Genomic DNA, 24,105 nt, shown 5'->3' on the forward strand with positions numbered 1-24,105 from the left:
TGATGTTCCTTTAGGGGTTATGCGAGACCGACGCGGTCGCGCCGGGATGGTTAGGATTCGGCGTACCCTTGACGCCAGTAGCTCATGAAGGCCACCCGATCGCGGGGGCAGCCGCGTTCGCGTACGAGGAAGCGGCGCATACGTTGCACAGCTCCTTTTTCGCCTGCCAACCAGGCAAAATGCTCGCCGTCGGCATCTCCGGCGGGTTCGTCCCACAGGATTCCAGCGTCATCGTCAAGGTCATCGACCGCTACGCTTTCGGCCGCTTCGGGCGGCCACGTCAGCGCGTGAAGTTCACGTTCGAGCAAGCTGCCGGGAGCCTCGCTTTCGCGGCACAGCACCTTAACGTCAACCCCGGGCGGGGCCGTGAGAGGCCAGGAGTCCTCGAGAGTCGGCATCTCGACAAAAATCGTGCCGACGACATCTGGGGCCAGGGAGGCGGCGATGTTGGCTATCGCCGGTGCCGCGGTTTCGTCGCCAGCCACCAGGATTTGCTTGGCACTACCCGGATGCCAGGCCAGGCCAATGGTGTCAATGTCCTTGAAATCGGCGCGGGGGACGGCAACAACGAGCCGATCGCCAGCAGCCACGGTTTCGATCCACCGGCCCGCGGGGCCACTGGTGCCGTGGCGAACCACATCGACGTCAAGCTCGGCCATGTCTGAACGCATTGCCCGTGCCGTGTATGTCCTCACGGGCGGCTGATCACTTGGCGGTAAAGACACGAGGGCGTCATACCAACCTGGGATACGCGGGATGTCCTCCAGTGCGTCACCGTGGTATCGGGGCAGCACGAGCTTGATCCGACGGTCGAGGCAAAGTGGAGCAGCCTTCTTAAGTCCTTCTCCGCTTAGGGTGACTCGACGCATCGAGGGGCACAGGTCGTGCACCGCGTCGACGCGGACCTCAACCGCGGTATACGAGAGCTTTGATCTCATGCCGCACAACGTACCATAATTAGGAAAGGCTCGCCTTACTTAATTCGTTCACGCCGGCACTTCCGTGGCGATCATCATTGCGTCAGGCGTCGGAAACCGGACTCGATACCCCCCGGCGGCTTGATCCAGACGGCTCGCCTCAATCGCGCGAGGTGCATGGGAGACGTTAAGCCAAAATCGCAGCGCGACGTGTTTGGGAGTTACTGAATTACGCGCCGTTCACCTGGGGCGGTTAGCTGACTCACCGGCAACAAGATCCGCGAACTCAACAGCTACCTGATACCCCCTACCGAGTAGCGCTGTACGCAGTCATCTACGGCACGCTCTCACGTCTCACGGGCTCCCATACCCCGTTCCCTAGAAGGAGACACCGACGAAGACGGACCGTGTTGCACTACTACCTGTTGCTCAGCCCATCAGCCCGAGCCGCACCGCACTCCTGTACGCCATATAAAAACCAACGATTGCCGCGATCCACAGCAGTGTCACCTTGGCTTCGTACTCCAGCCGGCCAATGGCACGCTCCAGCCGCGGAAAAATAGCGGGCCCCGCGACGCCCGCGATGACGCTCATCAGAATCGCTGGCAAGATCATGACGGCGCAGTAACCCACAATCAGCGCAATCTTGCTGGACATCCCCACTGACATGGACTGGATAATCCCCATCGCACCCAAATAGGGCAACATCGTGGCTGCCTCTACAACGGCGGCTCCCAACGCCAACGCCACCATACCGCTCACACTCAGCGAAACACCCCGGGCGAGGCGAAATGCCCGACCCTCCCGGACATCGGCGTCAGGAAGCGCAGCGGCAGAGGTAATAGTTGCGGCAGCGGCGTCGACACTCGCCACAGACGGCTGCTCCACCGAATCAGACCCCTTGGCTGCTTGCTTTTTAGGGTTTGGGGCGGCCACCCCAAAAAGGAAAAGCCCCACACCTAGAACAAGAGTCACCCATCGGAACCAATCGGCCTCGGCGACTCCAGAAAAACGCTGCACTACCGCTTCAAAACCGAACAGCAAAGCAATGCCGAGACCACAGTAGGCCCCACCAATCGTCGTGAGATATGCACCCAACAGGCCGAAACGGACTCGACGCCACACAAAAATGAGAGCAATAGGAATGACAAGAGTTCCTACGCTCAAGCTGTCGACGAGCGCGAGACCAGCGAGGGCTAGAAAGTCTGACATGACGTTCTCCAATGGTCAGGTACGGAAATCGCGGCCATGGGAATGCTCTCCTCAGCTTGCGGAACGATGAAGGAGATTCCACATCCATACATTTGTACGAACTTTTCGATTGATACGATCGTATGGAACGTGTCAGTGAAATGCAACCAGGTAACGAACGGCTGGCCGCACTTGGGTCACGCAAGATTGGAGACTCATGCCCGTTGACCGCAACACCCCCCTCACCGGCACAGCGGCACTGATCGCCGACGCTGCTATTCGAGTGATGGTCAACAAAGGCCTCGATGCCCTGAGTGTTCGCAATGTCGCGGCGGAGGCGGGGGTCGCACCCGGGACTGTCCAGTATCAGATGGGAACGCGGGACGACATCATCGCGAAAGCATTCATGCGCTCGATTCAGCGGCAGGAGTCGAGGGCGCTCCGAGAGACCGACGCGACAGACTTTCACGCGGTCATCCACAGCCGCCTAGCCGAGCTCCTGCCGATTGGTCCTGTACAGCGTGAGGACGCTGCAGTGTGGGTTATCGTGGGCGCTGCCGCTTCCACACGCGAATGGCTAGCCGACCTATACGACGCCGAAGTGGAACGCTTTCGAGCACGTGTAAGCAACGGGCTTGCGGCAGCTGAACAGCATGGGAGATTGAACAGCCGACTATCGCCCGAACAAGGAGCTCGGTTGGTCACGGCACTCGTCAACGGGCTCACGATCGACTACCTCAACGGCCCGAAAAACTCGGCAAAGCAGTTACTGGCAGACCTCAATGCGGGGCTCGCACTGATCGTGGAGCCCTCCCGGTCTCAAGGCTAGAACGACAGGAAGGCCAAGCGCCGCCCGCAACTGACATCGGCAAGACGCCGCCCACCAGGGCGCTGTCTGCTCGGTAGAGTAGCCACCATGACTCACGCCACGCACGAGTTCCCGGCTCCGCACACCACGCTGCCTGCGGGCCACGATCCGATGATCCGGGTGCGTGACGCGCACCTGCACAACCTGAAACACATCGACGTCGATCTGCCCCGGGACACTCTCGTGGCGGTCACCGGCGTTTCAGGTTCGGGCAAGTCCAGCCTGGCTTTCGGCACCATCCACGGCGAGGCGCAGCGTCGCTACCTGGAGTCCGTCGCCCCCTTCGCACGACGTCTCATCGGTGGCGCGGTCAACCCGCGCGTTGGATCCATCACGGGCCTGCCTCCGACGGTGGCCCTACAGCAGTCCACCTCCCTGGGTGGGGCACGCTCCTCGGTGGGCACGATTTCGAATATCTCGAATAGTGTTCGGCTGCTCTTTTCCCGCTCCGGCAGCTACCCGGACGGCATGCGCGAGCGGCTGGAATACGGCAGGCTGGATTCCGACGCCTTCTCCCCCAACACCACCGCCGGAATGTGCCCCGAGTGCCAGGGAACCCGCACCGTGCACAAGCCGACGGAAGAGTCAATGGTGCCAGATCCCAGCCTGTCCATCCGGGACGGCGCAATCGCCGCGTGGCCGGGAGCGTGGTTGGGCAAGAACTTCCGGGACATCCTTGGTGCTCTCGGCTATCCGCTCGACGTTCCGTGGCGGGACATTCCGCAAGAGGATCGCAACTGGATCCTGTTCACTGACGAACAGCCGGTGGTCACCGTCCACCCGGTTCGGGACGAAAACGCCGTACATCTGTCATATCAAGGCAAATGGCGCTCGGTCGCCACCTACCTCACCGACTCCCTGGCGGAGACGGGATCGGATAAGACCCGCCGCCGAGTGCTCTCGTTCATGAATTCATCGATATGCCCGACGTGCGAGGGCCGCGGTTTCCAGCCGGATACCTTGAAGGTCACCTACGCCGGTTACGCCATCGACGAATTCAACGACTTGGCATTGAAGGACCTGCTGACTGTACTGGAAGACCGTCTCCAGCACTTAGCGGCGATCGAGAAACAGCAGTGGAACGAACACGACGAGGCCGAAGAACTGCTGCTGGATCAGGTGCTACCCACGGTGCGCGCGGCGATCGAGCTGGGACTGGGGCATTTGAGCCTCGCCCGCCAGGCACGGAGCTTGTCAGCGGGCGAGCACCAGCGCCTGCGCCTAGCCTCCCAGCTCAACTCGAACCTGTTCGGCACAACCTATGTGCTGGATGAGCCCTCGGCCGGCCTGCACGTCGTGGAGCGAAAGGCGGTCTCTGAGCTGCTGCAGCGCTTCATCGACGCGGGTAATTCGGTGCTTCTCGTGGAGCACGATATGTCGCTGGTGGCGAAATGCGATTGGATCGTCGATATCGGCCCCCGCGCCGGTGAGCGCGGCGGGGAGCTGGTGTTCTCCGGACCTATTGACCAGTTCCGCGCCAACGCCGAGCAGCTGGACTCGCCCACTGCTACCGCCCTGAACGAGGGCTTCCCCGAGCTGACGGACACCCCGGCCGGAAGTAGTGAATCCATCGGCCTTCGCGGCGTGCACGCGCGCGCCTTCGATGGGGTCGACGTGGACTTCCCGCTAGGGGCGCTCACCGCAGTCACGGGGGTATCCGGTTCCGGCAAATCCACCCTGGTCACCGGGGTGCTGGCCGACGTGGCATCCCGCGCGGCTAAGCAGGTGGTCGGCGCCGACGAGGTCTCGGACGAGGATCCGGATGCTGACTTCACGGCAGGCTCTGACCCGACCCGGGATTTCCGGGTGGAGAGCGCAACGGGGATCGATAGCATCCGTCGGTTGGTCCACATCACCCAGAAGCCGATTGGACGCACGGTGCGTTCCACCGTCGCGACCTACACGGGCCTTTTCGACTACGTCCGCAGGCTGTTTGCTGACACCCCGGAGGCGAAGCAGCGGGATATGTCGGTGTCGGACTTTTCCTATAACACGAAGAAGGGCCGCTGCCCGGAGTGCGATGGCGCGGGCAGCATCGAGGTCGAGCTGGTGTTCCTGCCCGGCACGTACACCACCTGCCCGGTCTGCCACGGCAAGCGCTATAAGCAGGAGATCCTCGAGGTGCAGTGGGGTGGCCGCAGCATCGCGGAGATCTTGGCACTCACCGTGGACGAGGCGCTCGAGGTCTTTGCCGAGGAGCCGAGGATTCTGCGCACCGTCAAATTTCTGCATGCACTCGGCCTTGGCTACTTGCGGCTAGGGCAGGGGTCCCCGGAACTCTCGGGTGGGGAAGCGCAGCGCATTAAGCTCGCCACCGAAATGCAACGAGGCTCCAGCCGCAAGCACAGCCTGTACCTCCTGGACGAGCCTACGACGGGGCTGCATCCGGCGGACGTTGATCTACTGCTGAGCCAGCTGCGTCGCCTGGTCGACGACGGCGCGACAGTGGTCGTCGTCGAGCACGATCTCCGGGTCATCGCGCAAGCCGACCACATCATCGACGTCGGCCCGGGAGCCGGAGATGAGGGTGGCCAGATCCTGGTCACTGGCACACCGTCGGCGGTCGCTCAGCATGCCCTTCATCCGGATTCGCGCTCGGTAACAGCCAAGGTGTTGGCCGATCGAGCCGGTATGAACCGAGCCTGAGAATCTCAACGCCAAAGACCCAGTCGCCCAATTATGACGGTGCGTGCGCTTTAGGTCTTCTTCCGTAAGGCGCCAGCCAGTCGCGGTGTCGTCGCAATCGAGATCCAATAGTCGAGCTGTGCGGGCTGCCGTCTGAGGCGACCTCAATCCCAACACAAGGCATGCCCGCGTCGTGGCCAGGACAATCTCTATATTTCTCAGAGGCCAAGATCGACTAAGCCTCGTACATGCCACGGCTAAAAGTCACGCTGCTCGCAATGGCTTAGTACTCACGCTGCCGCTCGATGACTAGACCATCCTTAGCAGCATCCAGTGAGACACGGAGAAAAATAACGCGACTCAACAGCGCTACACGTCAAAACTGAACACGGTGGAGTTTCGTTTCAATGTAACCTAAATACGCTATGAATAGCGTATGACTACACGCGCTGCTATTTACCTCCGTATCTCGTTAGATGCTGCCATGGACGGCCTCGCCATCGACCGGCAGCGTCAGGACTGCGAAGCCCTCGCCGAGCAACGCGGCTGGGACGTCGTGCATACCTACGTCGATCAATCGATCTCTGCATCAAAGAAGGACGTGGACCGTCCCGACTACGACGCGATGGTGGCGTCCTTTGAGCGCGGCGAGATCGACGGATTCTGGAACGCTAAGGCGCGTTCTTATTTCACCGTGAATCGGTGCCATACTTCGACTGTGACCGTCAACGGCAGAACGCAACGAAGCATCAACACCCGCGGCGGCCAGAAGTCAATCGCCGAGCTTTCGGCAACGAATTTGCCGGGCACTAAGGACAGCTACTACTACAACTTCTGCTAGAACTCATGCGCATTCGACCCCTAGTACTTGGGCTTTTGAGCCTACTTCTTGCTGCAGTCATCGCGACTACTGGGTGGCTGCTGACAGCCCTGGTTGACTCCACCAAGCCCTTGTCCTTAGGGGTCGAATCAACCTTTAGTCTTGACTACGTCGAGCCTAAGACTTCACTCGCGGAGGAACTTGAGTCAGACTACGCACCGACGGTAATCCGTAACTCACTGGTTTCATTGGCCGAGCAGAACGGCTACTCCATCTACCGGCTGACTGGCACCGATGACGCAAGCGGGACTTCCCACGAGGTTTTCATCCCGCTGGAGCAAAATTATCCAGCACCGGAACGCATTCCCCGGCTCAACCGGCCGGATGCCTTGAGCCAAGCGTCCAGTGAGCTTGGGTCGCTGGATTACCACGGTGACTACGTCTTGGTTCCCAAAGCAACGGGTGGCAATGCGAACCACTTCTACGAATCGGCCAGGAATGACGGGCTCAGGCTAAGCGAAAAGACGCAGTTCCTTCACCTCATCCAATCGGTCGTATTCCGCCTGCCCGCGTTGGTGGCGATCCTGTTTCTATTTGTCGTTTCCCTTTTTGCCCTGGTATTTGTTCTTCGGGTTTCCGGTCTTAGATTGGCAGCGCTGCGCACAATAAATGGCGGGCACCGCAGTCAAAAAGGCAATTGGCGGCAATGGGCCTTTGTCATCCTCCCACACCTAGTTCTCATTGGCCTTGCGAGTACATTCCTCGCCCGCCAAGGAAGCTATTCTTTTGCCTTCCTGTTCCTCAGGTTCTACGCCGCCGGGATAGGCTTGGCCCTGGCCACCACCGGTTTGGCCGTAGCCGTCACCGCCCCATTGTTGCGCCGCGCAGTAGCGCTGCTGGGGCAGCGTGCCCCCGCAGAGAAGGCGGCGGGAAAAGCGCTGAAAGTAATTTCGGTCTTTACCTGCGTGACCTTTGTAGCAGCGGGTCTTAGCTCAGCGGCTGCGCTCCGCTCCTACCAGCAGGAATCCGAGGCCCAGCAGACCTGGAAATCTCTCGCGGAGTTTGGAGCCTTGCATTTTTCAGCCAACTTCGACGGCCCTGCTGGCCGCGCGGAAGGAGGCGAGCTCTTGCCGCCCAGTGTGCAGCAGAACTTCCGCGACTTCGCGCTCAGCTGGGAACGGGAGCACGGGGCTGTCCTCAGCCATACTTTGCCGAAAGAAGGTACCGGTGTGCCGGACTCCTGCCCCGTGGCACTTGCTAACCGCCAATGGCACGATCTGCAGGATTATCAGTTCCGTCCCGGAGACGACAACCACTCGGTCGACTATTCCGCAGCCCAAGAGCATTTCGCAGCTTCCGTGGATCTGTGGGCTCAGGAATCCGGCGACCTGCTCCTTAAGTCTGCGCAAATTGGTCCGGTCAGTGCCGATCATGCGGTCGGATTCATTAGTGGAACAATGTCGGGGGAACTGGTTCCCGGCGATTGTTTTTACGTGCTTGAAACGGACGATCTATCCGGCTTCGACGCAGACTTCCTAAGCTCCACAGCTTCGAGTGAAAATTTGCTCTTCGCGGATTTCTCGGAACTGGGTCCAGAACTTACCGCTGCCGGCCTCGAAGGCTACGTGTACCCGGTACGCGCGGCCGATCGCGGTCTGGCCGAACTAGTAGCCAGCACGGCGCTGTTCTGGCTGAATATCCTGAGCGTCCTCGGAGCTTTGCTCGCCACGCTTGCGGCCTTGATAGTCCAGGCGCGCATCCAGCTCCGAGTTCACCGTCGCCTCCTGGTACTCCTCCACAGCGCTGGGCAATCACCGGACAAAACGATGTGGCGACTATTCAAAAGCCAACTGGTCAGCCTGACAGTTGTCGTCATATTGTCCGTCCTGGCTCCGCTACTGCTTCCCAACCCGTTCCTCTACACCTTCACCGCGCTAAGCTGCCTTGTCTTAATCGTCTACCTCGGTTTTGCCCGTCTCAGTATTTCTCAGCACATGTCCGCCTCCCCTAGGAGTCACAATGTCATTGGCTAGCCCCAATCAGTCCCCCACTCTGCCGCCGGAGATTTCCACCTCTCATCTCTGTCTCGCCGCGGAGTCGACTTTTTCTGTGGGGCGCAGCACGCGGATGGTGAAGAAGTCCCTCGTGGAAAATGCAACGTTTTCCCTACCCGGGCCAGGCTTTGTCGCCATCTGTGGAGCCAGCGGTTCCGGAAAGACTTTGCTGCTCAACACCTTGGCCGGGCTCCTGCCGCCGGCGGACGGCCTCCTCCGGATAGACGGTGAGAATGCCTCCGCGTGGAGGATGAAGCGGAGGCGGAGATTCTGGCGAGAACGCGCAGCGATAATCCACCAAGACCACGGAATCATTCCCGAACTAAGCTGCGAAGATAACCTCACCCTCGGACTATCCAGGAAGCAATACTCCAAAGAAGAATTGCTGCACTCCCTCGGCGAAGTCGGTCTTGATGTCCCCTTCGACGGGCCGGCAGCTATTCTCAGCGGAGGCGAGCAGCAGCGGCTGGCGATCGCCCGAGCCCTGCTCCGCGGCGCGGCTTATGTGTTCGCTGACGAGCCGACCGCCTCCCTCGACCCCACTAACCGCGACCAAGTTATCGCGCTCCTGCGGCGAGCTGCGGACGGGGGCGCACTCGTTCTGGCCGCCACGCACGATGCCGCAGTTATTGCTGCCGCTGACAGCACCTTGCGCATCAATGATCGCCAGGTCACAGTCTCCGGCTCTGCGCGGGATTAAATCGCGATGCCCGCGGCCTTGGCCACCTTCCGGTACCCGGCCGCATGGTCCGCGACGCTGGCGTGGGCGTTGAGTCCGCTGGGGTTGTCGAGCACGGGCCTGACCCCCGGAAAGTAGACACGTCGGGGGTTAGCTATGCTGCTTGGGTCAGCGTAGCTGATGTGAGTGCTTCGAAGTCATTGGGGGCTAGAAAGTTGCACCAGGAGTGCCGTCTGCGGGTGTTGTAGCGCATGCACCACCGGAAGACTTCTTGGCGACTGATGTCGAAGTGGTCGAGTTCCGCTTCAACGTGTGAGGCGGTCGCCGGCGGCTCCGGGGCCAGTCCGATTGGAGCTGATGTTGGGGTGATAGCATGAGTGCAAGCACCTTCGGGAGGTGATCGTGATGTCGTCCATTGTCGTCCGTGGGCTTGATGAGTCGGTCAAGGCTCGCTTGGCTGCTCAGGCCAGGGAGCATGGTCGCTCCATGGAGGCGGAAGTTCGTGACATCCTGACGCGGGCGGCGACCCGTCCAAACATTGGGCTCGCGCTGTTGCGTGCGGGACAGCTGGCCGGTGGGGTCGAAGACTTGCCGATTCCCGAACGTTCTGACCGCGCCCGCGTAGTGGACTTCTCGTGATCGTTCTCGACACGAACGTCGTCTCCGAGGTGCTCAGGCCGCGTCCGGAAGTGAACGTCGTGGAATGGCTGGAATCGGTCACTGATGACGTTGCCATCACCGCAATCACTCTGGCTGAGCTCTTGGCGGGCCTGCGCAGGTTGCCTGATGGTAGGCGAAAGACCGAGCTCACTGGGGCGGTTGAGGGTGCTCTGCGTCCGTATCGCGACACCGGTGCGATTCTTGCCTTCGATGCCGTGGCGGCTCCGCACTATGCCGACACCCTGGCCCAGCGAGAAGCGGCTGGTCTTCCGGTCTCGACTGGGGATGCGCAGATAGCGGCGATCTGTCGAGCCCGGGGAGCGGTCTGTGCGACGCGCAACATCAAGGACTTCCTGAGGACCGGTGTCTCCTTGTTTGATCCGTGGACAGGAACTTCGCACCCCGCTTCGTGACTCGGGCTCGTCGCGGGCCTTGGTTAGAGCTTGCGCAGGATCGGGCAATCAATGAGATCGCTGCGATCAAGCCCTTGCGGGCCGCCTAAGGCTCGCTTGCCACGACCCCTCGGCACCCAGAATGCTTCGCCGCCCCAGAAGCGTGGGGAATGCTTTGCTTGGGGGTGAATCCTGGTGCTGGAATGCTCCTGATGGTCAACGCTGTGCACCTTCGTGAGCTGTCGGTCCATGACGCGGAGGTGATGGCCGAAGTGCTGGCGGACCCATCGCTGTACGAGTTCACCGGTGGGTCCGCCGAGCGCTACGGAGCTCGAGCGGCCGTACGCGATCCAGACTCGGGGCTGCTCCCTCGATGGCTCGAAGGACTGGATCAACTTGGTGGTGCTGCTTGACGCCCAGCCCATCGGATATGTGCAAGCCACTGTTCCCAAGAATGGCGGACCCGCCGAGATTGCCTGGGTGGTCGGTAAGCCGTGGCAGGGCCACGGTTATGCGTCGCGGGCCGCGCAGCTGCTGGTCGATCGGCTCGTTCAACGTGGAGTTCACAGTGTGGCTGCGCATATCAATCCCGATCATCTGGCCTCGCAGGCGGTAGCTGCGAAGCTGGGCATGGTCCCGACCGATGTGGTCGACGGTGAGAGACGGTGGGTGAGCACAGGCGTCTGACCCTGTGGCAGCGGCATGTAAGGCCTGAGGTCAGCTGCCCTGTGGCGAGCCTTCCAAGATCCACCTGACTGCCCCTAATCGTGGCGACCCGGTCGAGTTCCGGTTTGTGTGTAGTTGGCTGCTGCGACTTGGAGCAAGGGGCCGCAGGGGCATTGTGCAGGTGGCTACGCCGACTCGACGCGATCGGCGCGTCTGAACAGCGCCGATAAGGCGATGTGGAGCTCTTCCTCGACGGCGTCAGCCGTGCGTGGGTCATAGAGCAGTTGCGAGCCATATCCCTGCACCAGGGCGAGCCAGATGCGTGCCGCGCGGGTTGGATCGACGGGCTGGATCTCGCCCTCCGCGATGGCGCGTCCGATGAGTGACGCGATGCGCCCCACCAATTCGGCATCCTCCGTGCGCAGTGCGAGGGAAAAGGCCTGATTGGTGTGCGCCAGGTTTCCGAATCCCGTCGCGACGATTTCCTGGCGGCGGCTCCGTTCGTTGAGTGGCAGGATCTGCAGCGTCAGGGCGACGAGCCAGTCCACGAGCGTCGGCTGACTCGGCACGGCGACAGCCGGTGCCGCCGCGGCTGCACGGAAGCGGGCGAGCATCGCCTGGAGCAGCTCGTCCTTGGTGGCGAAGGACTTCTGGACCGCCCCGAGCGACATTCCCGCCTCTGCGGCCACGCTGCGATAGGATACCGCTCCCATGCCGTCGCGAGCCATGACGGCCAGGCCCGCGTCGGCATAGGCCTGCTGCCGTGAGGTCAGTTCCATGGGTTCATTCTGCCTCGGCCTGGGTGGTGCGGGGCCACCACCACACCGCCTGCACTGCCAGCAGGGCCAGGGTGCCGAACAGGCTGATCAGCCCTGCAGTGTCGACCGAATCCCCGGTCAGCCAGGCCGCGTAGTCATAGACCGCGTGCCAGATGATCCCGATCCACAGGCTCCGGCATGCGATCACCATTCCCGCGAGGACGATCCCCACGAGCAGGGCGAGCGCTTGCTGGCCGACGATGTAGACGACTGGCTGGCCGGTGAAGATGTTGCCGAGGTGGAGGAGTGCAAAGATCACTGCGCCTGCGACGATCGCGAACCGGTCGCCGCGCCCCCGCAGGGCGGCGAGCAACAGACCCCGGAACCAGATCTCCTCGTTGAAGCCCACGGCGATCCACAGCGACAGGTACGCCGCTGCCATCAGGGGGGACCCCCTGTCAAGCGATCTCGTCGGAGTTGTCCCCGTGCTCTGAACGGGCTGTGACGGCACCTCGGGGAGCCAAGCGGTGCAGCTGCGACGCGGCCTCGCTCAACGCCCAGCGTGTCCCCGGTGTCGGAACCTGGTTTCGTCGCTCCAAGCATCACCTCAGGAGCTTGCCGGTGAGGTGGTAGGCGTGGCAGTCTCGGCACCAGTAGGAGCGAATCTCTCTACGCTTGTGATTGCCTCGCTCGGCTCTGCCGCCGGCGGTTGCCAGCTCTTCCAGCCTTTTCCTGACTGGCCGTATCCATCGTGGTGCATGCCCGGGATTCTCCTTGACCTCACCCGTGTCGCCGACCGTACGGGCTACCTCTTACAATCCCCGCCCGTCGCCGCAGGGCCGCTGGTCCTGCGGCTCGATGAGCGACGCCGTGCCTGCGGGCGTGCTCCGCTCGCGGGTCATTGGTCTGGCTATACTTGGTGCTCGCTGCACCGCTGATTGCTCGAAGGAGGGTTGTATGGGTTCCTGGGATCCCACGCATGCACTGACGCTCAACGGCGGCGCGTCCGTGACGGAAGTGTGCAAGCTGCTCGATCCGGAGGCGATGCTGCGGCGCGTCCTGTCGGGCATGGATGGTCAGCAGGAGTTCGCCGTCTCCCTGGCACGGTTCCCCGAGGGGAAGCGGTTGTGGGATCCCCGGGCCTCCGGGTGGCCACTGTGCTTCCTGCAGGCGGCGGGGGCAGCGACGGCAATGATGGTCGAAGTGAGCCAGTTCGATGCCTCGGGCGAGCTGGGTCTGTACAAGCTCGGGTGCAGGGGCTCCGACGAACAAGGAGCCGCGCAGCTGGAGGTTCGTTGGCGAGGTCGGGCGGAGACGGTTCCGAAGCTTGAGGTCTTCACTGCGCAACAGGCCGGCGACATCTTCGTCCACTACTACCGGACGGACAGCGTCCCCGACTGGTGTACCTTGCGCCGGTTCGAGTGATCACCGTCCCGGCTGGCGGGGATGCTCGCCGGTTGCCCTTGTCAGGCGCCAGTTTCGATCCTTCGGGCGAAGGGGTAGTCGGTGATCACGCCGTCGCCGTCGACGTCGAGCACAGCGTCGAAGTCCTCGTCCCGTTGATGAAGCGAACCGAGCCGCGATCGATGCTGGCGTAGTACTGCTCCGAGGCGCTGACCTCCAGCGAAGGCAGATCGATCCACGCCATCACCAGCCGTTGTTCAGGTTGGATGTCGAGTAGTCACTGGTGACGACGCCAGCGACCAATAACCATGTGGCCCATGGACCACGCGACGACTGACCAGCGCAGCCCCGCTGCCGGCGCGTCGTCCTGCCGTCCGCCCGCCCGCGCCACCCGTCGCGGGTTCCTCACCGGAGCCGCACTGGTGCCGGTCGCCGCGGGGCTGACGTCGTGCGCCTCGCCGACGCCTCCGGCCCAGCAACCGACGCCGCGACCGACCGTCGCTGCCGTGTATCGCGGCTCAGCCGGATGCGACGGTTGCGCCGAGACGCTCGCGGAACGACTCGCGGGCGCGCCGCTGCACATGGAGGTGACCTTCGTCGGCCCCGACGAGGAGGTTGCGCTGGACGCGGGGGCCCTCGACGGGATCGACCTGTACGTCCAGCCGGGCGGCGGCGACGACATCCCGGCAGCCGCCGCCGAGTTCCCCGCACCGTTCGTCGAGGCGCTGCAGGAGTGGGTGCGCGGCGGGGGCCGCTATCTGGGCGTCTGCATGGGGGCCTACCTGGCTGGCAACGACGGGTTCGGACTCATCCCAAGGCAGATCGACGGTGAGGTCGGGGCGCCGGGGTTTCCCGTGGTGGACAGTGCCGACCACCTGGTCGCGGTCACCTGGGACGGCACCCGACGGTGGACGTACTTCCAGGAAGGTGCCCGACTGCCCGAACGTGGCGCCGTCGTGCATGCCCGCTACGAGACCGGCGACATCGCCGCGGCGCGCTACGTCCTCGGGCAGGGCCGCATCGGCCTGATCGGCCCGCACCCCGAGGCCGACGGCACCTGGCTGAAGGGCAGCGGACTCATCGACGAGGACGGCGACGACTGGGCCTACGCCCTGCCCCTGGTGCGCCAGCTCGTGCCATGAACCCGGGCGCCGGTTCGGCGCGGCAGGATGGGGCCGTGCACCCCGTCCTCAACCTCATCCGCACCCGCATGGCCGCGGGCTCCCGTCCGCTGCACCGGGACGACGACGCCCGCCTCGCCGTGGTGCTCGAGGGCGGCAGCTCGCGAGCAGCCCACGGCGGCAGCATGATCTGTGAGCTGGAGGAACGCGGCCTGCTGGCGGCCTTCGACGCGGTGTACGGCTCGTCGGCAGGAGCCCTCAACGGCGCATGGCTCGTGTGCGAGCGGGCCCGCGCCAACGTCCACGGCTGGTGGATCTCGAAGTCGATGGGCGCCATCATGAAGCCGGGCAACCTCTGGCGGGGCCAGCCGGTGGTCGACGGGGAGCACATCGTCGACGTCGTGTACGAGACGGTCACGCCGATGGGCTTCGACGAGATCCTCGCGAGCCCTGTCGAGTTCCATCCCGCCGGCACCGACGCCGCCGACGTCACCCTCGCCCAGCTCCACGGGGACGCTGGCGGCCCGTACACGGGCTGTGAGGAGGTCTGGTGCCTCGACCACGAGAACATCCCGGTGCCCTGCGAGATGGGCCTTGCCGAGGTCGCCGAGTGGGGTGAGGTCCACGAGGAGGTCGGTGAGACTCTGTGGCCTGCGCTGTGCGCCTGGGTGGAGTCGGGTAACTACACCTCCGTGGGGCGCTGCCTGCCCAGCACTTCCGACTTCGAGGAGCGCTACTGCGGGCAGTGGGAGCGCTTCGACGACTTCGCCGCCCAGCTCGCTGAGGACACCGGTCTAATGGACGGATGGCCCGAGGAGGCTCAGCGGTACTTCAACTGGGAATCATGGACCCGCGACCTGCTGTTCGACCACACCGTCATACCCGCACCCGACGGTGGGGTGTTCGTATTCCGAGACCTGTGACATAAGAGCCCCGCAGCCAGATTTGGTGAACTGGCCCCCGATTGTCAGACTGGTTTGAAAGCCTAGGGCCTAGGCGGCAAGGGTCTGTTCCCGGTATTGGACCGGGGGCAGGCCCTTGTTGCTGTTGTGGGGGCGGTGGTGGTTGAACCAGTCGATGTAGTCGGTGAACTCGGTGGTGAGTTGCTCGACGGTGGTGATCGTGGTCGAGCAGAACAGTTCGTCCTTGAGGTGGCCGAAGAAGCTCTCGATTACGGCATTGTCGAGGCAGTTCCCGCGCCGGGACATCGATCCTCTCGCGCCGGCCTGGCCGAGGATCCTGCGCCATTGCCAGTGCTGATATTGGAATCCCTGGTCCGAGTGGACGATCGGGTGGTCTCCCTCTCGCAGCCGGCCGACGGCCTGTTCCAGGGAGGTGTTGGTCAGGGCCAGGTTCGGTGACGGGCCGATGGTCGCGCCTATGATCTGGCGGTCGAACAGGTCCATGACCGCCGACAGATACACCTTCTCGCCGTCGAGGTGGAACTCGGTGACGTCGGTGACCCACTTCTGGTTCGGGCCAGTGGTGGTGAAGTCACGCTGGAGAAGGTTCGGGAAGGTCTTGCCGACCTCGCCCTTGAAGGACCGGAACCGCTTGCGGCGAATCTCGCAACGCAGCCCGAGGTCGCGCATGAACTTCAGGACGGTCTTCTTCGCGACGATCCAGCCCTGGGCCCGCAGTTTGGCCCAGACCCGTCGATGCCCGAACCGGCGACGCGAGGCCTCGAAGACCTCCCTGATCGCCGCCTTCAACCCAGCCTGCGGGTCCGGGGCGGTGAGGCGGGCTTGGTGATAGAAGAACGTGGATCTCGCCAGCCCGGCCGCGGCGAGCAGATCGGTGAGCCTGTGGTCTGCCTTGAGGGAAACGACGGCCATCACCTTGACCGACGTTGTGGCTCCATCAAGGCCCGCAATTTTCCCAGGTAGGCGTTCTCCGCCCTCAGCCGCTCAACCTCGCGCCGCAGAGTTTCGATCTCGTCGGACGGCCCCGTGGCCGTCTTCCGACCTCGTGGTCTGGGTCTGAGACCGTCTTCGCCCTGCTCGCGCAGGATCCTTCCCCATCTCTGGACGATCTGGGGAGAGGACAGACCGAATTCGATCGCCAGGTCCGTCTTCGGCTCCCCAGCCAGGAAACGCTGCGCGACGGCCACCTTCGTTTCGAACGGATAGACCTTCTTGCCCGATGCCATGACCAGCGCTCCTCTGCCTCGAACACGCCAACGCTGGAACAACTTTCGCACCGGCCAACGACTCACACCAAGCTCAGACGCCACGGCCGTGTCGCCCCAGCCCGCCTCGAACAACCCTACAGCCGCCCGCTGCTGGGCTTGGGTCAGAGAACTACTCGCATACATGAAGACTCCCCGGAAGAAGAAACTGAATTCTCAGTCCAACTTCCGGGGAGCACTTCAGGCTCAGCGGCACCCTGGGACCGGCCGCGGTCGCCTGGCTCGCCGCAGCCGCGAGCCCGCTCGTCGCGACCCTGGCACTGGCGGCCGCTGAGGTCGTCGGGGCCGGAGCCGTGCTCGCCCTGCCGCGCCAGTCCCCGCTCGACGACCCCGGCGCGGTCCCGTCCCCAGGACGCACCCTCGTCACGATCCGGCGATCCGGCCCGCTGCGGCGCACTCTCGTCCTGACCGTCGTCGTCGCATTCTCCGTCGCGGCGCTGCCGATCTATGCCGTCGCGGTCGCGCAGTCCCTGGGCGAGGCGGCGCTGGCCGGGAGCCTGGTCGCAAGCTACGGAATCGGCACCCTCGCCGGCTCCGGACTGCTCATGGTCCGGCCGCTGCACGGGGACGCCGACAAGCTCACCGGCGTCCTCGCGGCAGTCGTCGCTGCGGCACTGCTCCTGGTCATCGCGACGACGAACTTCACTGCTGCCCTCGTCGCGTTCGGCGCAGCAGGGATTGCGAACTCACTGTTCTTCGCGGCTACGCTCGCGGCTCGGAGCGAGTACGCCCCGCCCGAGGCGCGCGGGCAGATCTTCATCTGGGTCGGCGCGCTGAAGATCGCCGCCGGCTCGGCCGGCACCGCCGTCGCCGGAGCGCTCATCGGCGGCACCGCCTGGCTGCCGGTCGCAATCGTCGCCGCCCTCTCAACTGCTGCGGCAGCGGTCTGTCTGGTCGAGCGGAGTAGGGATCGAACCTGACCCGCGGTCACCGCTCCCCGACGAGCCGCGGGCACCGCAGCAGACGAGGGGCAGCCGGGCATCGGCGCAATCCTGCGCGAGCACCGCGCCGACGTCATCGCGCGGATCCTCCTCCTGCTGGTCACGGTCACTCCAATCGTCCTGCTCTCCCACGACATGGCGGTCTTCCTGGACGACGGGCTCGACCGGCTCGGTGCGCCGCTGGCTCTCTGCGGCGTGCTCATCGCGCTGCTTTGCCGAGTTCGCAAGCTGAGGTTATTCGGCTACGGAACGTGGTCGAGTTCCGCTGGGTAGAAACATACGGCGAACGCTTCCTACCTCACTGGTGCTTCAAGGCAGCGAGCGGGCCAGTGCCATCCCAAGGTCATCAACCGAGTTCATCGTGTTGCTAAGTACGATCACGCCCTGCCCACGGCCGGGTTGAAGACTTATCCAGCTGCTGAAGCCACCGGTCATGCCGTTGTGCCACACCAGTGAGTTCTGGTCGATATGCCAGCCGTAGCCGATGCGCAGACCATCTCTGGCAACGACTGCCTGATCCATCGCAGCCCTGCCCGGCGCGGTGGCGTCCAGCAGGGACTGAAGATATCGAGTCATGTCAGCAAGGGTCGATCGGACACTGCCACTGGGCGCTTCAGCGCCCAACGTCCATGGCGCGGATCGCCGCCCCCACATGACCGAGTAACCGCGGGGCGCATCTACTCCAAGCGACGTCGGATCTGTTGGAACGAAGGTGTCGTCCATCCCCAATGGTGCGAACAGCCGTTCTTGTAGCAGTCGCGGAAAACTCGTTCCCGCTCGGCGAGCCAGCGCCTGCCCAAGCAAGGAGTAGCCGAGGTTTGAGTATGCGTATTCCCTTGGCCCCAGGCGAGACCGGCTCGCATCCGCAATCAGACGCTCGAGAGTCACTGACGAACTTGGGTCATGCACGAGCAACGGCCAAAGAGCAAGATCAGCGACGTTGCGGCATGTGCTCGCCATATTAGGCAGGCCGCTGGTGTGAGTAGCAAGCTCTTCAAGCTCGATGGCAGCCACCTCGCTGCTCGCCAGATCAAAGAAGGTTCCCAGAGGAGTCCGTCGGCTTATTTCACCGCGCTCCAGCATGTCAGCAAAGACCGCAGCCGTCATCGTCTTGGTGATCGAACCGATCTCGTACTGCGTATGACGACCCGCACCGAAATGAGCCTCACGGAGTACACCGTTGTCGATAACTGCGATACTGGCTCGGTCTCGAGGCCCGCGCGAACGTCGAAGAATCGTCTCGGCTTCACGAACGAGCCAAGGATCTCCCGACGACTCGCGGCACAGGCTCGGAGTTCTCATTCGGGCGAAGATTTCAACAGCCGCTACTCCTGCGACCACCAGACCGGACCCGACAGCCAGCCGTCTGCGAGAGCTCACGCGACCTGCAGGGGCGTGATCGCCGCGATCTGCTCCTCCGCGAGGTCCTCCGCACGGTCCAGCTCGTAGTGGCTCTGCAGGTTGATCCAGAACTCCGCCGACGTGCCGAAGTACTTCGCGAGCCGCAGCGCGGTGTCGGCAGTGATGCCCCGCTTGCCGTGCACGATCTCATTGATCCGCCGCGGCGGAACCCCGATCGAGACGGCGAGCTTGTTCTGCGTGATGCCGAAGCCCTCGATGAAGTCCTCCATGAGGACCTCACCCGGGTGGATCGGCTCGATCCTGTCAGTGGTAGTCAACGATCTGCAACTCCTCCGGTCCGGCGTCGCTCCACACGAAGCAGATACGCCACTGGTCGTTGAATCTGATGCTGTACTGCCCGGCCCGATCACCCTTGAGGGCCTCAAGCCGGTTGCCGGGCGGGACCCGGAGGTCCTCGAGAGACTCCGCGGACCCCACCTGACGCAGCTTGCGCAGTGCGACGCGATGGATCCTCGGATCGATGGACCGCACGCGCTCACGACGCCACAGCCGTTCGGTCGCCTTGTCGCCGAACGATCTGATCATGGAGCCAGTCTATAACGGGGGCCGTCATTAACGCTAGACGTTAAACCTGAACTCAATCGAGTTACGACACCGGTAAGCACGACTGATCACCGCAGCCCAGGTCATGAAGCCCAGCGATCCTTACAAAGGCATGACCATGAACAAGCAGGGGTTGTCATCACCCCACAGATCAGTCTCCTCCAGCGGCAGGAAACCGCACTTCTCGTAGAAGTGGCGGGTGCGGGCGTATCCAGCGTCGGAATGCGACGGCCCCAAGGTCTTCACTTGGAGCAGCCGAACACCATCGGCACGGGAGGCTGACGCCACAGCCCTGAGCATGGCTGATCCAACGCCCTGACCAAGCCAAGCTCGGTCCACGACCATGAGGTGAATGTCGGCGGATATCGGGAAGTCGCGGTCGACCAAGGTCACGCCGATGATCCTTCCATGTTCGTCGCGCACAGACCACGTCTCCATGTGCCGGGCAGCGTCGATGTACTCCTGATTCGCTTCTTCCAGGCCGAACCACTCCGGGACTGTCGCCAGAAGCCGCGCGACGTCATCCGGAAGCTGCGTGTCTCTGCGGCACTCCCAGAGTGATGGACGAGGACGCAATGCGCACATCTTCACGCTGTCCCAGCGTCGGCCATTCCACGACCGCGCCTCGGGAATCCGGCCACACTCGACGAAACCGCATCGTCTCGCTGAGGCGATCATCCTCTCGTTGCCTGACCACGTCTGGAGGGTGACGACGTGAGCGTCAGTCTCGTCGAAGATCAGGTCGAGCCACTGGGTGAGTGCCGCCCGGCCGATACCTCTCCCCCACCAACGTGGATCGAAGACCACAATGCCGAGCTCCCACCAGCCGCCGCCTGCGGGCTCCTCCTCAAAGCGCGAAACCAAACCAACAGGTTCTCCATCGACGTCGATGATCCGACGATCATGACTGCCCAATCCTGCACGCTGCCGCTGATCAAATTCCTCACGGCTGGGGTTCGCGGGGGCCTCGAAGTAGGGCCCATCCCACAGCTTCCACTCGGCATCCGGCGTCGCGTGCTGCCATGTCCACAAGAAGTCGAGAACATCGGCACTCACCGGCCGGAGAGTCACATCCACTCCGCCAGCCTACCTTGGCCGAGACTGGAGACATCAGGCATTTTCGTCTCTCACCCAGATGGTGAAAGCACCATCGCTCGACGGCTCAGCAAACCGAAACTACACATTGAACCTAAATTCGACGACGTATCGTTGCAAAAACACCTTCTCATTCGTGAATAGCAGCTAAAAACCACCACACCCCGCTATGTGCGGCAAAGATAGAGTGCACACCAGGTAGCCTCAGCCCCGCTCCTCGTGCAGCAGCATCCTTAAACAAGACATACATGGGATTCGCCCCACATACGATTAACTCAGGCTTCCGATGTCACCAAAGCGATCCGTTGAAACTTAACCGAACGGTCCGTGCGGAATACTCGGCCATAAATGGGATTTATACGGCGGAAAGGTGGGCGCGAATGCATCAAACGTCCTGTCTGCTACCTCCGCGTTCTACCGGTCCGACCACCTGCCGATGCACGATACCTGGACGCCAATGTTGGTGTAACCGCTTGACGCGTAGCATTGGCGACATGCGCATTTTCACCGTGGGCCACTCCAACCTCGAGTTCGAGGACTTCGCTGAAATGCTCAAGGCTGCCGGTGTGGCATCCATCGTGGATGTGCGCAAGCTGCCCGGGTCCAGGAAGTACCCGTGGTTCAACGGCGACCCCCTTGCCGAACACCTTCCTACATGTGGCATCACTTACAGCAGAAGTGAGGGCCTCACCGGGCGGCGCAACGTGTCCCACTCGGTGCCGTTTGAGGTTAACGGCAACTGGCGTAACCGCAGTTTCCACAATTACGCCGACCATGCGCTGGGCAGGGAGTTCTCGGACGCGCTCTCGCAGCTACGGGTGAACGCCGCCGAAACCCCCACCGCGATCATGTGCTCCGAGGCGGTGTGGTGGCGCTGCCACCGGCGTATCATCGCCGACCACCTCATCGCCCGCGGTGACGAGGTTGGCCACATTATGGGCCTGGGGGCAGCCGGGGCGACGGTGAACGAGGCAACGCTCAACGACGGCGCAGTCATCGGCAACGATCTCCTCGTGCGCTACCCCGAGCGGGGCTAGCGCGTACACCAGAGGCCAGGGGTGCGGAAACTCGGACTATGCCTCAGGCACGACCTACGCCTTGTATTCATGGAGCGCCCGCCCCTTATGAGCAGCAGCATCGGAGGCACACCAGTGGATAGCACGCTCAAACGAGCTTTAGGTTAGGAAATCTGAACCCCTCAATCTAAGAAGACCACCGGGAACCCCGATAGTGCCCCGAAGCATCGAATCGAAAAACGTGCTACCGACTTGCCACGGACCTAGACGTTGAACTTGAAGTCCACGGAGTGTCGTCGATAAATAACCATTTGATGCGCGCGTGCGGAATTAACAACGAAATACCGCTAAAACAGACAACATATGGGGTGCACAGAAACACATATAAGTTCTGCGGAAAACCTATAGGGTGCGTCGCTAAAAACCGCTGTGCGCGAAAAACATAAAGGGTTTACGGACACGGTCCCAGACCCCTCAATACTCTGAGCCGGAAGAATGGAAAGTGGAAGGTTGATGTATCCCCACTATTTATTTTTTCCGTTTTCGGAGTACATCGGGAGCTACAACTGCGGACCAGCTCTGTGTGAACTAGATGAGAAGGCGCAGCAGCGAATCATCGACGCTGGACAGTTGGTGCTGCGGGCACGCGAGCGGCACCCCCAGCGGTCACTCGCGGAGCACTACAACCCGTTATCGATGGACCCAATTCTGCTCAAGGCTCACAACAACTTGGACCGGGAAGTCGATAAGGCTTTCGATGTGGCACGCAAACTCACCAACGAGCGCCAGCGCCAGGAGCTACTGTTCGCCAGCTACGGGGAGTTGGCGAGGGGCTATGTCTCCTCGCTTTCATCAAAATCGAAACCACCAGCAGGGTCGTTCCCCGTGCGGGTGATTTTGATCGGTCCCGCTGCTGGGTGTAGAACCCTGTCGCTGGCAACGCCGGGAACTATGACTGTGCCCGACGAGAACACGTCACTGCCATAACGCGGCTCACGGTAGACGAACATGGGTCGTTCACTACTACTGGTGGATTTCGGTTTTGGTGGTGGGGGGATTACCGCCGCCGGCCTCGATTTTTCCGTTGAGGAGGGCGTTGACTACTTCCCGATTGTGAAATGGGCCGATGGCGCGGTGAAGAGGAACCAGTCACCTGGAAGAGATCGATCCAGTCGCTGGTGTGCAATCTGGGAGGTAGGGTTGCGGGGTCGATTCCTCGCGAGCGCAACCATGATTGTGTCTCTGAACGTGATGAAAACAACCCTGCCCTTCGGAGAATTTCCCCTATCCCGCGTCCCCGGGCGGTGAAAACGGTGTGCACCATCGCCTGAAAGGCTTTGCGTTGCTCTATCGGGATCTTCGGGTCACCCACCCGGCGGATCACTAAGATCCCCCCGTCAACGTTTGGCTGTGGCCGGAAAGCAAACCTTGGTACCCGGGAACCAAGGTGAAACGTGAACCATGGGGACCACTGAGCTGTCATCATCGTGCTTGCACCTACCCCGGCCCGGCGGCGAGCGACTTCCCACTGCATGAGGAGTACAGCGTCAGTCCATGCCGGCGCATGCAACAGCTTTCGAAGAATGGCAGTGGTGAGGTGAAAGGGAATGTTTCCCACAATGACGCAGGGAGTGGCGGGTAACGGGAAGTTGAGGAAATCATCATGGACCACTTCGACCGACGCCGAGGCGGTCTTTTTTGTGAGTTTGGCAGCTAGTTTTGCGTCTACCTCAACTGCCGTTATTGCCCTCCCCAAGTGGGATATCGGGTGAGTGAGGGCACCGCTTCCTGGCCCGATCTCAATGATGGGGCCGGAGGTTTGTTTTACAAGATCGACGATGGAGTTGATGATCTTGTGGTCTGTGAGAAAATTTTGGCCATGTTCGTGACGGCCGTATCCGTATGTAGACATCAGGTGTGCTCCGTGGAGTTGAAACGGAGCCGGGCATGGCAAATGGCCGCCCGGCTAAAGGACCGGAGCGGTTTCTAACCTGCGGGAGGGAGAAAACCGCCTTAGCGGCTGGTGAGCGGCCGCATGAAAACGGAACCTGAAATCAACATGGGCCTATCGTATCCAATTAATTTCGCAGGGTCCAATACGGTGAGAAAGAAGACAACCGCACCGCAACAGTGCAAGACCTCTCTGGATTGGAATTTGTCCTACCTTCGGCTCGTCGTACAGACGCCACTGGCGTATTTTGTCTCTGGGCAACGAGGGGGAGTTACCCCCACCTCCGGATGTTTTTAAGGTGCACCCCTTATTACGCTGTGGTGCGGGAGTAGTTTTGTCCGACTGATCGGACTACCCACCGACGTGGGGCGGGTAGTTCGAGGTCCCAGCAGATGATCGCGTCGATTTCGCCGCGTTCAAAGGATGCCACCATGGCGTCGTAGTCGGGGCGAGCCACATTCTTCTTTGACGCGGAAATGGACTGATCGACGTAGTTATGCCCTATGTCCAACGTCCAAGCCACGCTGCTTTGCAATGGCTTCACAGTCCTGACGCTGCCGGTCGATGGTGAGGCCATCCACGTCAGCGTCTCGCGAGATACGAAGGTAAATAGGAGCGCGTGTTGCCAAACGCTTTTAATAAGGCCCTTAGCTAACATTGAACTTAAAACTCGACCACTTCGACATCAGTCGCCAAGAAGTCTTCCGGTGGTGCATGCGCTACAACACCCGCAGACGGCACTCCTGGTGCAACTTTCTAGCCCCCAATGACTTCGAAGCACTCACATCAGCTAC

The 24,105-nt window shown here is 62.2% G+C and carries 27 protein-coding genes and 1 pseudogene; 14 read left to right on the plus strand and 14 right to left on the minus strand.

Going from position 1 to position 24,105, the window contains the following annotated elements:
* Positions 1 to 50 precede the first annotated feature (50 nt).
* Both NBW56_RS07820 and NBW56_RS07825 read right to left on the minus strand, forming a co-directional pair.
* Positions 51 to 938, minus strand: coding sequence for a siderophore-interacting protein (locus tag NBW56_RS07820; RefSeq protein ID WP_250258750.1), 888 nt, complete (start codon positions 936 to 938; stop codon positions 51 to 53).
* A gap of 408 nt (positions 939 to 1,346) precedes the next feature.
* Entirely contained in the window at positions 1,347 to 2,129 is a 783-nt protein-coding gene (locus NBW56_RS07825) for a GAP family protein (RefSeq protein ID WP_250258751.1), read from the minus strand.
* Between the two features lie 196 nt (positions 2,130 to 2,325).
* Between NBW56_RS07825 and NBW56_RS07830 the strand changes: the two genes are divergently transcribed.
* The 5 genes from NBW56_RS07830 (at position 2,326) to NBW56_RS07850 (ending at position 9,175) form a co-directional block, all read left to right on the plus strand.
* Positions 2,326 to 2,937 carry a TetR/AcrR family transcriptional regulator gene (locus NBW56_RS07830; RefSeq protein WP_250258752.1) on the plus strand — a complete coding sequence of 204 codons (612 nt, stop codon included), beginning with the start codon at positions 2,326 to 2,328 and terminating at the stop codon, positions 2,935 to 2,937.
* A gap of 87 nt (positions 2,938 to 3,024) precedes the next feature.
* Positions 3,025 to 5,622, plus strand: a complete 2,598-nt coding sequence (locus NBW56_RS07835) for an excinuclease ABC subunit UvrA (RefSeq protein WP_250258753.1) — start codon at positions 3,025 to 3,027, stop codon at positions 5,620 to 5,622.
* 415 nt (positions 5,623 to 6,037) lie between these two features.
* Complete coding sequence (locus NBW56_RS07840) at positions 6,038 to 6,442, plus strand: recombinase family protein (protein WP_074299875.1); 405 nt, start codon at positions 6,038 to 6,040, stop codon at positions 6,440 to 6,442.
* Positions 6,443 to 6,447: 5 nt separating this feature from the next.
* Entirely contained in the window at positions 6,448 to 8,454 is a 2,007-nt protein-coding gene (locus NBW56_RS07845; protein ID WP_070452606.1) for a bacteriocin-associated integral membrane family protein, read from the plus strand.
* On the plus strand, positions 8,441 to 9,175 hold the full coding sequence (locus tag NBW56_RS07850; RefSeq protein ID WP_016456434.1) for an ATP-binding cassette domain-containing protein: 735 nt from the start codon (positions 8,441 to 8,443) through the stop codon (positions 9,173 to 9,175). Before NBW56_RS07845 ends, NBW56_RS07850 begins: the two co-directional genes overlap by 14 nt.
* A 133-nt stretch (positions 9,176 to 9,308) precedes the next feature.
* Here NBW56_RS07850 and NBW56_RS07855 read toward each other — a convergent pair.
* Positions 9,309 to 9,431 (minus strand): annotated as a pseudogene (locus NBW56_RS07855) (IS3-like element IS1206 family transposase); the annotation flags it as partial.
* Between the two features lie 128 nt (positions 9,432 to 9,559).
* On the opposite strand from NBW56_RS07855, the gene NBW56_RS07860 reads away from it, so the two are divergent.
* The 3 genes from NBW56_RS07860 to NBW56_RS07870 all read left to right on the plus strand — a co-directional run bounded on the left by NBW56_RS07860 (position 9,560) and on the right by NBW56_RS07870 (position 10,893).
* The gene (locus NBW56_RS07860; protein WP_016664115.1) at positions 9,560 to 9,793 is read left to right on the plus strand and encodes a FitA-like ribbon-helix-helix domain-containing protein; all 234 of its coding nucleotides are present in this window, start codon (positions 9,560 to 9,562) and stop codon (positions 9,791 to 9,793) included.
* Positions 9,790 to 10,227 (plus strand): type II toxin-antitoxin system VapC family toxin, encoded by a 438-nt coding sequence (locus NBW56_RS07865; protein WP_016664116.1) that lies wholly within the window; start codon positions 9,790 to 9,792, stop codon positions 10,225 to 10,227. The genes NBW56_RS07860 and NBW56_RS07865 overlap by 4 nt, the downstream gene beginning before the upstream one ends.
* A 378-nt stretch (positions 10,228 to 10,605) precedes the next feature.
* Complete coding sequence (locus NBW56_RS07870) at positions 10,606 to 10,893, plus strand: GNAT family N-acetyltransferase (protein WP_232049727.1); 288 nt, start codon at positions 10,606 to 10,608, stop codon at positions 10,891 to 10,893.
* Between the two features lie 164 nt (positions 10,894 to 11,057).
* On the opposite strand, the gene NBW56_RS07875 is transcribed toward NBW56_RS07870, so the two are convergent.
* Together NBW56_RS07875 and NBW56_RS07880 are read right to left on the minus strand one after the other, a co-directional pair.
* Positions 11,058 to 11,651 (minus strand): TetR/AcrR family transcriptional regulator, encoded by a 594-nt coding sequence (locus NBW56_RS07875; RefSeq protein WP_016664118.1) that lies wholly within the window; start codon positions 11,649 to 11,651, stop codon positions 11,058 to 11,060.
* Positions 11,652 to 11,655: 4 nt separating this feature from the next.
* Complete coding sequence (locus NBW56_RS07880; protein WP_016664119.1) at positions 11,656 to 12,072, minus strand: CPBP family intramembrane glutamic endopeptidase; 417 nt, start codon at positions 12,070 to 12,072, stop codon at positions 11,656 to 11,658.
* Between the two features lie 515 nt (positions 12,073 to 12,587).
* On the opposite strand from NBW56_RS07880, the gene NBW56_RS07885 reads away from it, so the two are divergent.
* Positions 12,588 to 13,055 carry a hypothetical protein gene (locus NBW56_RS07885; protein WP_250258754.1) on the plus strand — a complete coding sequence of 156 codons (468 nt, stop codon included), beginning with the start codon at positions 12,588 to 12,590 and terminating at the stop codon, positions 13,053 to 13,055.
* A 41-nt stretch (positions 13,056 to 13,096) separates the two neighbouring features.
* Here NBW56_RS07885 and NBW56_RS07890 read toward each other — a convergent pair whose 3' ends face one another.
* Entirely contained in the window at positions 13,097 to 13,273 is a 177-nt protein-coding gene (locus NBW56_RS07890; RefSeq protein WP_147594896.1) for a putative glycolipid-binding domain-containing protein, read from the minus strand.
* Between the two features lie 78 nt (positions 13,274 to 13,351).
* On the opposite strand from NBW56_RS07890, the gene NBW56_RS07895 reads away from it, so the two are divergent.
* Positions 13,352 to 14,176 (plus strand): BPL-N domain-containing protein, encoded by an 825-nt coding sequence (locus NBW56_RS07895; protein WP_061211158.1) that lies wholly within the window; start codon positions 13,352 to 13,354, stop codon positions 14,174 to 14,176.
* Positions 14,173 to 15,078 (plus strand): antirestriction protein ArdA, encoded by a 906-nt coding sequence (locus NBW56_RS07900; protein ID WP_250258755.1) that lies wholly within the window; start codon positions 14,173 to 14,175, stop codon positions 15,076 to 15,078. The genes NBW56_RS07895 and NBW56_RS07900 overlap by 4 nt, the downstream gene beginning before the upstream one ends.
* A 69-nt stretch (positions 15,079 to 15,147) precedes the next feature.
* Here NBW56_RS07900 and NBW56_RS07905 read toward each other — a convergent pair whose 3' ends face one another.
* On the minus strand, positions 15,148 to 15,990 hold the full coding sequence (locus tag NBW56_RS07905; RefSeq protein WP_016664123.1) for an IS3 family transposase: 843 nt from the start codon (positions 15,988 to 15,990) through the stop codon (positions 15,148 to 15,150).
* Entirely contained in the window at positions 15,990 to 16,304 is a 315-nt protein-coding gene (locus NBW56_RS07910; protein ID WP_161493661.1) for a helix-turn-helix domain-containing protein, read from the minus strand. Before NBW56_RS07910 ends, NBW56_RS07905 begins: the two co-directional genes overlap by 1 nt.
* Before the next feature lie 332 nt (positions 16,305 to 16,636).
* Here NBW56_RS07910 and NBW56_RS07915 point away from each other — a divergent pair, with 332 nt between their 5' ends.
* On the plus strand, positions 16,637 to 17,263 hold the full coding sequence (locus NBW56_RS07915; RefSeq protein WP_016664125.1) for an MFS transporter: 627 nt from the start codon (positions 16,637 to 16,639) through the stop codon (positions 17,261 to 17,263).
* A 330-nt stretch (positions 17,264 to 17,593) separates the two neighbouring features.
* On the opposite strand, the gene NBW56_RS07920 is transcribed toward NBW56_RS07915, so the two are convergent.
* The 4 genes from NBW56_RS07920 to NBW56_RS07935 all read right to left on the minus strand — a co-directional run bounded on the left by NBW56_RS07920 (position 17,594) and on the right by NBW56_RS07935 (position 20,326).
* A complete protein-coding gene (locus NBW56_RS07920) occupies positions 17,594 to 18,586 on the minus strand; it encodes a serine hydrolase domain-containing protein (RefSeq protein ID WP_250258756.1) in 993 nt (330 codons plus the stop codon).
* Positions 18,587 to 18,660: 74 nt separating this feature from the next.
* Positions 18,661 to 18,963: a HigA family addiction module antitoxin gene (locus NBW56_RS07925; RefSeq protein WP_016664140.1), complete on the minus strand. Its 303-nt coding sequence runs from the start codon at positions 18,961 to 18,963 to the stop codon at positions 18,661 to 18,663.
* Complete coding sequence (locus tag NBW56_RS07930) at positions 18,950 to 19,231, minus strand: type II toxin-antitoxin system RelE/ParE family toxin (RefSeq protein ID WP_250258757.1); 282 nt, start codon at positions 19,229 to 19,231, stop codon at positions 18,950 to 18,952. The genes NBW56_RS07925 and NBW56_RS07930 overlap by 14 nt, the downstream gene beginning before the upstream one ends.
* 120 nt (positions 19,232 to 19,351) lie before the next feature.
* Complete coding sequence (locus NBW56_RS07935) at positions 19,352 to 20,326, minus strand: GNAT family N-acetyltransferase (RefSeq protein WP_349815708.1); 975 nt, start codon at positions 20,324 to 20,326, stop codon at positions 19,352 to 19,354.
* Between the two features lie 512 nt (positions 20,327 to 20,838).
* Here NBW56_RS07935 and NBW56_RS07940 point away from each other — a divergent pair.
* Both NBW56_RS07940 and NBW56_RS07945 read left to right on the plus strand, forming a co-directional pair.
* A complete protein-coding gene (locus tag NBW56_RS07940; protein WP_250258759.1) occupies positions 20,839 to 21,381 on the plus strand; it encodes a DUF488 domain-containing protein in 543 nt (180 codons plus the stop codon).
* A gap of 492 nt (positions 21,382 to 21,873) precedes the next feature.
* Positions 21,874 to 22,347, plus strand: coding sequence for a type IIL restriction-modification enzyme MmeI (locus NBW56_RS07945; RefSeq protein ID WP_228496377.1), 474 nt, complete (start codon positions 21,874 to 21,876; stop codon positions 22,345 to 22,347).
* Positions 22,348 to 22,417: 70 nt separating this feature from the next.
* Here the strand turns inward: NBW56_RS07945 and erm are convergent, their stop codons facing one another.
* Positions 22,418 to 23,272: a 23S ribosomal RNA methyltransferase Erm gene (gene erm / locus NBW56_RS07950; protein WP_049172293.1), complete on the minus strand. Its 855-nt coding sequence runs from the start codon at positions 23,270 to 23,272 to the stop codon at positions 22,418 to 22,420.
* 349 nt (positions 23,273 to 23,621) lie between these two features.
* On the minus strand, positions 23,622 to 23,834 hold the full coding sequence (locus tag NBW56_RS07955) for a recombinase family protein (protein ID WP_233187660.1): 213 nt from the start codon (positions 23,832 to 23,834) through the stop codon (positions 23,622 to 23,624).
* Positions 23,835 to 24,105 lie beyond the last annotated feature (271 nt).

The organism is Dermabacter sp. Marseille-Q3180, assembly GCF_940792985.1.
Lineage (GTDB): Bacteria > Actinomycetota > Actinomycetes > Actinomycetales > Dermabacteraceae > Dermabacter > Dermabacter vaginalis.

Coding starts and splice junctions, on each gene's coding strand:
- NBW56_RS07820 (WP_250258750.1), bottom strand. CDS start 938: ATGAGATCAAAGCTCTCGTATACCGCGGTTGAGGTCCGCGTCGACGCG.
- NBW56_RS07825 (WP_250258751.1), bottom strand. CDS start 2,129: ATGTCAGACTTTCTAGCCCTCGCTGGTCTCGCGCTCGTCGACAGCTTG.
- NBW56_RS07830 (WP_250258752.1), top strand. CDS start 2,326: ATGCCCGTTGACCGCAACACCCCCCTCACCGGCACAGCGGCACTGATC.
- NBW56_RS07835 (WP_250258753.1), top strand. CDS start 3,025: ATGACTCACGCCACGCACGAGTTCCCGGCTCCGCACACCACGCTGCCT.
- NBW56_RS07840 (WP_074299875.1), top strand. CDS start 6,038: ATGACTACACGCGCTGCTATTTACCTCCGTATCTCGTTAGATGCTGCC.
- NBW56_RS07845 (WP_070452606.1), top strand. CDS start 6,448: ATGCGCATTCGACCCCTAGTACTTGGGCTTTTGAGCCTACTTCTTGCT.
- NBW56_RS07850 (WP_016456434.1), top strand. CDS start 8,441: ATGTCATTGGCTAGCCCCAATCAGTCCCCCACTCTGCCGCCGGAGATT.
- NBW56_RS07860 (WP_016664115.1), top strand. CDS start 9,560: ATGTCGTCCATTGTCGTCCGTGGGCTTGATGAGTCGGTCAAGGCTCGC.
- NBW56_RS07875 (WP_016664118.1), bottom strand. CDS start 11,651: ATGGAACTGACCTCACGGCAGCAGGCCTATGCCGACGCGGGCCTGGCC.
- NBW56_RS07880 (WP_016664119.1), bottom strand. CDS start 12,072: ATGGCAGCGGCGTACCTGTCGCTGTGGATCGCCGTGGGCTTCAACGAG.
- NBW56_RS07885 (WP_250258754.1), top strand. CDS start 12,588: ATGGGTTCCTGGGATCCCACGCATGCACTGACGCTCAACGGCGGCGCG.
- NBW56_RS07895 (WP_061211158.1), top strand. CDS start 13,352: ATGGACCACGCGACGACTGACCAGCGCAGCCCCGCTGCCGGCGCGTCG.
- NBW56_RS07900 (WP_250258755.1), top strand. CDS start 14,173: ATGAACCCGGGCGCCGGTTCGGCGCGGCAGGATGGGGCCGTGCACCCC.
- NBW56_RS07905 (WP_016664123.1), bottom strand. CDS start 15,990: ATGGCCGTCGTTTCCCTCAAGGCAGACCACAGGCTCACCGATCTGCTC.
- NBW56_RS07910 (WP_161493661.1), bottom strand. CDS start 16,304: ATGGCATCGGGCAAGAAGGTCTATCCGTTCGAAACGAAGGTGGCCGTC.
- NBW56_RS07920 (WP_250258756.1), bottom strand. CDS start 18,586: ATGAGAACTCCGAGCCTGTGCCGCGAGTCGTCGGGAGATCCTTGGCTC.
- NBW56_RS07930 (WP_250258757.1), bottom strand. CDS start 19,231: ATGATCAGATCGTTCGGCGACAAGGCGACCGAACGGCTGTGGCGTCGT.
- NBW56_RS07940 (WP_250258759.1), top strand. CDS start 20,839: ATGCGCATTTTCACCGTGGGCCACTCCAACCTCGAGTTCGAGGACTTC.
- NBW56_RS07945 (WP_228496377.1), top strand. CDS start 21,874: ATGTATCCCCACTATTTATTTTTTCCGTTTTCGGAGTACATCGGGAGC.
- erm (WP_049172293.1), bottom strand. CDS start 23,272: ATGTCTACATACGGATACGGCCGTCACGAACATGGCCAAAATTTTCTC.